Below are 6,352 nucleotides of genomic sequence, written 5' to 3' on the forward strand. Positions count from 1 at the left end.
AAACCGGCCCGCGAGGCGCGCCCGGGCTCCGGACGCGCCCCGACGGGCCGGGGGTCGACTACTCGCCGGGGTGGGCGAGTTCGATGTCGTGGCCGTCCACGCCGCCGCCGTTCACCGTCAGCGCCGTGGCCACCGGCGGGTAACCGGTCGCGATGACCGTGTACTCCCCGCTGTCCAGGTCGGCGAAGGCGTACGCCCCGTCCGTCCCCGTGGTCGCCGTGCCGACCACGTTGCCCGCCACGTCGACGAGCGTGACGCGCGCGTCGGACAGCGGGCCGTGCGGTGCCCGTACCGTGCCCTGCAGATGCGCGCCGGTGCTGAGCTCGATCTCGACCCGGGTGACCCCGGTGCCGCCGACCTCGACCGGGAGGGCGAGCGGGCGATGGCCCGTGGCGTTCACCGCGACGGTCACGGTGCCCGGGACCAGCTCGGCGAAGGTGAACTCGCCCTGCTCGCCGGTGGTCCCGGTGGCCAGCACGTCGCCGCGCACATCGGTCACGATCACCATGGCGCCCATGACCGGCTTCCCGCTGTCCGCCGCCCTGACCGTCCCGCCGAGCCCGCTCGTGCCGCTCAGGAGGATGTCGTACGTGAGCGGTTCGCCGTTCACGACGACCGTGGAGGCCTGCGGCTGGAACCCGTCGGCCGACGCGATCAGGACGTACGAGCCCGTGCCCGGCGCGTCCACCGCGTAGGCGCCGTCGGCCTGCGCGACCGAGCGGCCCAGCTGACGGCCCGTGAGGGAGATCAGCGTCACGGCGGCCCGCGGGACGGGCGCGCTCTCGGCGCCGCGTACATGGCCGCGCACCGGGATGCCAGGCTCCGGGCTGGAGGGCGCGCTCGGGACCTTCTCCTCGGTCAAGGCCGGCTCCTCGATCGGGGCCGGCTCCTCGGCCGGGGCGGGAGCCTCGGCGGTGGCCGGAGCCATGGCGTGGGTCTTCTCCTCGGCGGCCTGCGCCAGAGCGCCCTTGGTGCGCAGCGGGACCTCCTTGATGAACAGGGAGAAGAGGAAGGCGAGTACCGCGACGGGCGCCGTGTAGAGGAAGACGTCGGCGATGCCGTGGCCGTAGGAGCTCTCCACGAGCGTGCGGATCGGCCCGGGGAGCGAGTCGACGTCGGGGATGCTGTCGGAGGAGCTGGAACCGGTGAGCGCGGACGCGTACTTCGGGTCGAGGGACGACGCGCCCTCGGTGACGTAGTGCGTGATCCGGTGGCTCAGCACGGCGCCCAGCGCGGAGATGCCCACCGTGCTCCCGAGGGAACGGAAGAAGTTCACCGTGGAGCTGGCGGCGCCGAGGTCGCTCGGGGCCACCTGGTTCTGCGTGCACAGCACCAGGTTCTGCATCATCATGCCGACGCCGAGGCCCAGCAGGGCCATGAAGACCGCCACGCGCCAGTACGGAGTGTCGTACCGCATCGTGCTGAGCAGACCGAGGCCCGCGGTGAGCAGGACGCCACCGGCCAGCAGCCAGCCCTTCCACCGGCCCGTCCGGGAGATGAACTGCCCGGAGACGGTCGAGGCGACGGCGAGGCCGCCGATCATCGGGATGGTCATGACGCCGGACATGGTCGGCGACTCGTCCCGCGCCAGCTGGAAGTACTGGCTGAAGAAGATGACGCCCGCGTACATCGCGGTGCCGACGAAGAGGGCGGCGATGGACGCCAGCGTGATGGTGCGGTTGCGGAACAGCCGCAGCGGGATGATCGGCTGGGTCGCCTTCGTCTCGATGAGGATGAAGATCGCCAGGAGCACGATCGTGCCGCCGACCATCGAATAGGTCTGCCAGGACGCCCAGTCGTACTTGTCGCCGGCGAAGGTCACCCAGATCAGCAGCAGGCAGACCGCGGCGCTGATGAAGAACGCGCCAGCCCAGTCGACCTTGACCTTCTGCTTGGCGACCGGAAGGTGCAGGGTCTTCTGCAGCACGATCAGGGCGATGACGGCGAAGGGGACGCCGACGTAGAAGCACCAGCGCCAGCCGAGCCAGCTGGTGTCGGTGATGACACCGCCGATCAGCGGGCCGCCGACCATCGCGGTGGCGAACGTGGCGCCGAGGTAGCCGCTGTATCGTCCACGCTCACGCGGGGCGATCATCGCCGCCATGATGATCTGGGCCAGCGAGGTCAGACCGCCCATGCCGATGCCCTGGACGGCGCGGAACGCGATCAGCATGCCGGGGTTCTGGGACAGTCCGGCCGCCGCCGAACCGCCGACGAAGATGACCAGGGCCAGCTGCACCAGCAGCTTCTTGGAGAAGAGGTCGGCGAGCTTGCCCCACAGGGGGGTGGACGCCGTCATCGTCAGAAGCGACGCGGTCACCACCCAGGTGTAGGCGCTCTGGCCGCCGCCGAGGTCGTTGATGATGTCGGGCAGGGCGTTGGACACGATCGTCGACGACAGGATCGCGACGAACATGCCGAGCAGCAGCCCGGTCAGTGCCTCCAAGATCTGCCGGTGCGTCATCGGAGCGCCGTCGGAGGGCCCTCCTCCGTGCTTGGCGTGTGAGCCCCGCACACCGGCTGGTGTGGTCGTTGCCATGGGCTTCCTTCTCTTACGTTGCTTTATGCGGGCGTACGGGTGGTCGCCGGTGGCGTCGGGGGTGACGCCGGCGGCGGGGTCGGGGGCGCGGCCGGCCGGCAGTCGTCGAAGCTGGCGCGCAGCCGGCCGAGCAGCGAGTTGAGCCGGTCGACCTCGTCGTCGGACCAGTCCTCGAGGTAGTGGGCGAGCGCGTGCGTGTAGCGCTCGGAGATCTCGGCGAGCATGTCCCGTCCGGCGGGGGTGAGCCGGAGGATGCGTGACCGCTTGTCGGCGGGGTCGGGGGACCGGTCGATCCAGCCGCGCTCCGCGACCTGGGCCACATGCCGGCTCGTCACCGACATGTCGATGGCCAGCAGCTCCGCGAGGCGGCTCATCCGCATCTCGCCGTGCCGCTCGAGCAGCGTGAGCACGGCGGCGGAACCACCCGGGCACTCCGGCGGAAGCACCCGCCCGAGACCCCGTTTCACCGCACCGATGGCACTGAGCTGCCGAGCCAGCTCCTCGTACTGACGCTGAGCGGCCATCGCCTCCTCCTTCGTTGCTTAGGGCAACCATAAAGATGATTGGTTGCTGCAGGCAAATGAGAGAGGGTGAGATGGGCCTAAAACCTTGGCAAAGTGGAGCGCCCTACAAAAAAAGGGGGCGCTCTACAGGGGCGCGGGGAACTGCGCGACCAGCCACAGACAACCCGCAGCCGAGACGCGACCCATGTCGGGGGCCTGGGGCGGAGCCCTCAGTCCGGGCCACCCCAAGAACGGACAAGCAACACCAGAAGAGGGCACCCGGCACTTGGGCGAGCCGGAGGCATTCGCTAGGGTCCTGGCCCATGGCAAACACCCAGGGCCCCGAGGGCAACTACGACCCCGCGGGTAGCACCCAGATGTTCCGCGCTTTCGTCGACGAGGGCCCTCAGGGCCGCAGGCAGCAGCCCGCCGCCCCGGCCGGACCCCGTATCGGACTGATCGTCGGCGTCGTACTCGCCGTGGCGGTCGTCGCCGCGGTCGCCTGGCTCGCGTTCAAGTAGGCGTCCGCTACTTCCGCTACTTCCACTGGACGGACACGTCCTGTGTCTCGATGTGCATGCCCAGCGGCACCCGCCACTCGTCCACGCACACCGTCCAGGTCTTCTCCTTCCGTGCGCCGACGGCGATCGGTGCGGGAAGTTTCTCGGCCGACTTGATGGTCGCCCAGTCGATGCCGAGCGCGCCGATGATGTGCGTACCGAAGGTCACGGTGCCAGAACGCACCGCCGTGCCTCCGGTGTTGCGGAAGTCGAGGGTGACCTTTTCACACCAGCGTGCATCGGCGGGCTCGCGTTCGGGATCGCTCACGGTCAGCTTCGCGGGCCCACTGGGCGCCGTACTCCCGCCCGTCGGCGCGCTGCCGCCGGACGCCGGTGGGGAGGGCTGACCCCCACTGCCCCCACCCGTACGACCGGACTCGGCGTCATCCCCCGATGCGTCTGATGTGTTCGATGAGTCGGATGAGTCCGATGCGTCGGTCCCCGAGGGGCCCGGTGCGTCCGACGAGCCGCCCTCCGAACGACCGCTGGCGTCGGGCGGGCCGCCCCTCGCGGCAGGGTTTCCGGGCGCGGAAGGCCCAGGGACGGGGGTGCGGGAGCCGGATTCCGTACCGTCGAGCGGGATCAGCGTCACGTCGCCCGTCGGAGCCGCCGCCGTCCCCGCCGGCCGAGGGGTACCGCCGGCCGGACCGACCGCGACGTATCCGTCACCGCCGCCCCCGCCTCCGCAAGCGGCCAGCAGTCCACCCGCACAGACGACGGTCGCCGAGGCGGCCACAAGGGCACCTCGGCGACCACGTAACAACCCTCGACGCATTGCGCCAGTGTGGCTGACGACCCGTCAATTATGAACCCTCAGTCCGAGATGAGTCCTTCCCGCAGCTGCGCCAGCGTCCGCGTCAGCAGCCGGGACACGTGCATCTGCGAGATGCCGACCTCCTCGCCGATCTGCGACTGGGTCATGTTCGCGAAGAAGCGGAGCATGATGATCTGCCGCTCTCGGGGTGGGAGCTTGGCGAGCAGGGGCTTCAGGGACTCCCGGTACTCGACGCCCTCCAGGGCCGTGTCCTCGTAACCGAGGCGATCGGCCAGGGAGCCCTCGCCGCCATCGTCCTCGGGGGCCGGGGAGTCCAGCGAGGACGCCGTGTACGCGTTGCCGACCGCCAGGCCGTCGACCACGTCCTCCTCGGACACGCCCAGCACGGTGGCGAGTTCGGTCACCGTCGGGGAGCGGTCCAGCTTCTGGGAGAGGTCGTCGCTGGCCTTGGTGAGGGCCAGCCGCAGCTCCTGGAGGCGCCGAGGGACCCGGACCGACCACGAGGTGTCCCGGAAGAAGCGCTTGATCTCGCCCACGACCGTCGGCATCGCGAACGTCGGGAACTCCACGCCCCGTTCGCAGTCGAAGCGGTCGATCGCCTTGATCAGGCCGATCGTGCCGACCTGGACGATGTCCTCCATGGGCTCGTTGCGACTGCGGAAGCGGGCGGCCGCGTAGCGCACGAGCGGGAGGTTGAGTTCGATGAGGGTGTCCCGAACATAGGCGCGCTCCGGGCTGTTCTCGTCGAGTGCGGCGAGCCGCAGGAACAGGGAGCGGGACAGGGTGCGGGTGTCGATGGCTTCCGAAGTCGAGAGGGCCGGGGCTTCCGGAGCCGGAAGGGCCGGTACATCGACGCTGTGAAGCACGTCGGGCGCGGACTCGCTCTTTGTGAGCGTGAGCACCTTCGAGCTGCCCTGGTCTGCGGACATGCCACCCCCTTTGGGTCGCGGACGGACGCGGCGGACGCTCCCGTCGAAGGAACGCAGCCTCCACCTGAATACCGGAAGCAGAGCTGCGGCAAACGCGCTTCCGGAAGAATGTCACATGTCGGCAACACGCTGTAGTGACATGTCGACACACATAGGGTGGATCAGCCCTGGAAAAGGAGGGTCTGGCAGTTTTTCGGCCCAGACCTGTCGGGAAATTGCCTTACGAGCGATTCGCTCTCGCGAGTTACGCCTCGATCCTGTTTGCGGATCGAAGCCGGGCGAAACTCCTGGCGAGCAGCCTTGACACATGCATCTGCGAGACACCCAGCTCGGCGCTGATCTGTGACTGCGTCAGATTGCTGTAGTAGCGCAGGAGAAGAATGCGCTGTTCTCGTTCGGGGAGCTGGACGAGAAGGTGGCGTACGAGGTCGCGGTGCTCGACGCCGTCCAGCGCTGGATCCTCGTAGCCGAGCCGGTCGAGCAGGCCCGGCAGCCCGTCGCCCTCCTGGGCCGCCTCCAGGGAGGTCGCGTGGTACGAGCGTCCGGCCTCGATGCAGGCCAGGACCTCCTCCTCGGTGATCCGCAGCCGTTCGGCGATCTCGGCGGTGGTGGGCGAGCGCCCGAAGGCCGTCGTGAGGTCCTCGGTCGCGCCGTTCACCTGCACCCACAGTTCGTGCAGACGGCGCGGTACGTGGACGGTGCGGACGTTGTCACGGAAGTACCGCTTGATCTCGCCGACGACGGTCGGCATCGCGAAGGTGGGGAACTGGACGCCCCGGTCGGGGTCGAAGCGGTCGATCGCGTTGATCAGGCCGATCGTGCCGACCTGGACGATGTCCTCCATGGGCTCGTTGCGGCTGCGGAAGCGGGCGGCGGCGTACCGCACGAGCGGCAGGTTGGCCTCGATGAGCGCGCTGCGCACGCGATGGTGCTCGGAGGTCCCCCGCTGCAGCTGCTTCAGCTCGGCGAAGAGCACCTGCGTGAGCGCCCTGGTGTCGGCACTGCGCCGCTTCTCGGGAGCTGGGGTGGGAGCAGGGTCTGGGGTG

At 69.5% G+C, this 6,352-nt stretch carries 6 protein-coding genes; 1 reads left to right on the forward strand and 5 read right to left on the reverse strand.

The window, feature by feature from the left end; all coding sequences use genetic code 11:
* Window positions 1-58: 58 nt before the first annotated feature.
* Window positions 59-2,464 carry an MFS transporter gene (locus tag FE633_RS40635; RefSeq protein ID WP_484422055.1) on the reverse strand — a complete coding sequence of 802 codons (2,406 nt, stop codon included), beginning with the start codon at window positions 2,462-2,464 and terminating at the stop codon, window positions 59-61.
* 98 nt (window positions 2,465-2,562) lie between these two features.
* Window positions 2,563-3,063 carry a MarR family winged helix-turn-helix transcriptional regulator gene (locus FE633_RS40640; RefSeq protein WP_138050191.1) on the reverse strand — a complete coding sequence of 167 codons (501 nt, stop codon included), beginning with the start codon at window positions 3,061-3,063 and terminating at the stop codon, window positions 2,563-2,565.
* Window positions 3,064-3,365: 302 nt separating this feature from the next.
* Between FE633_RS40640 and FE633_RS40645 the strand changes: the two genes are divergently transcribed.
* Window positions 3,366-3,563 (forward strand): hypothetical protein, encoded by a 198-nt coding sequence (locus FE633_RS40645; protein WP_119103481.1) that lies wholly within the window; start codon window positions 3,366-3,368, stop codon window positions 3,561-3,563.
* A gap of 16 nt (window positions 3,564-3,579) precedes the next feature.
* Here FE633_RS40645 and FE633_RS49625 read toward each other — a convergent pair whose 3' ends face one another.
* The 3 genes from FE633_RS49625 to FE633_RS40660 form a co-directional block, all read right to left on the reverse strand.
* The gene (locus FE633_RS49625) at window positions 3,580-3,870 is read right to left on the reverse strand and encodes a hypothetical protein (protein ID WP_342791260.1); all 291 of its coding nucleotides are present in this window, start codon (window positions 3,868-3,870) and stop codon (window positions 3,580-3,582) included.
* 545 nt (window positions 3,871-4,415) lie between these two features.
* Window positions 4,416-5,306, reverse strand: a complete 891-nt coding sequence (locus FE633_RS40655; RefSeq protein ID WP_138050193.1) for an RNA polymerase sigma factor SigF — start codon at window positions 5,304-5,306, stop codon at window positions 4,416-4,418.
* 244 nt (window positions 5,307-5,550) lie between these two features.
* A partial coding sequence (locus FE633_RS40660; RefSeq protein WP_138050194.1) for an RNA polymerase sigma factor SigF occupies window positions 5,551-6,352 on the reverse strand: 802 nt, incomplete at its 5' end.

The sequence above is a fragment of the Streptomyces montanus genome (assembly GCF_005786655.1).
In the GTDB taxonomy this organism is placed as follows: Bacteria; Actinomycetota; Actinomycetes; order Streptomycetales; family Streptomycetaceae; genus Streptomyces; species Streptomyces sporangiiformans.